Source organism: Pseudomonas agronomica (assembly GCF_025917275.1).
Lineage (GTDB): Bacteria > Pseudomonadota > Gammaproteobacteria > Pseudomonadales > Pseudomonadaceae > Aquipseudomonas > Aquipseudomonas agronomica.
This window is the reverse complement of the sequence record NZ_JAOSHO010001149.1, coordinates 1-253: the sequence shown is the minus strand read 5'-3', so window position 1 is coordinate 253 and position 253 is coordinate 1. Positions and strand designations below refer to the sequence as shown.

Genomic DNA, 253 nt, shown 5'->3' with positions numbered 1-253 from the left:
TTGAACGCCCGGCCGATCCGCCCCGGCTCGGCGCTGTGGGGTTTGATGTCGGTGCTGAGGATGTGCACGCCGATCACCGGCGCAAACAGCACCGCGACGATCCAGGACACCAGCATCGCCACGGCGATCACCGCGAACAGCGTGAAGGTGTATTCCCCTGCCGAACTGGCGTTCAGGCCGATGGGCACGAAACCGGCCACAGTCACCAGGGTCCCGGTGAGCATGGGAAAGGCGGTCGAGGTGTAGGCGAACG

Annotated in this window: 1 protein-coding gene; it reads right to left on the bottom strand. The window is 65.6% G+C overall.

What is annotated here, in order from left to right:
• Positions 1 to 253, bottom strand: a 253-nt coding sequence (locus OC610_RS29325; RefSeq protein WP_264433367.1) for a hypothetical protein, incomplete at both ends; no start/stop codon positions are given.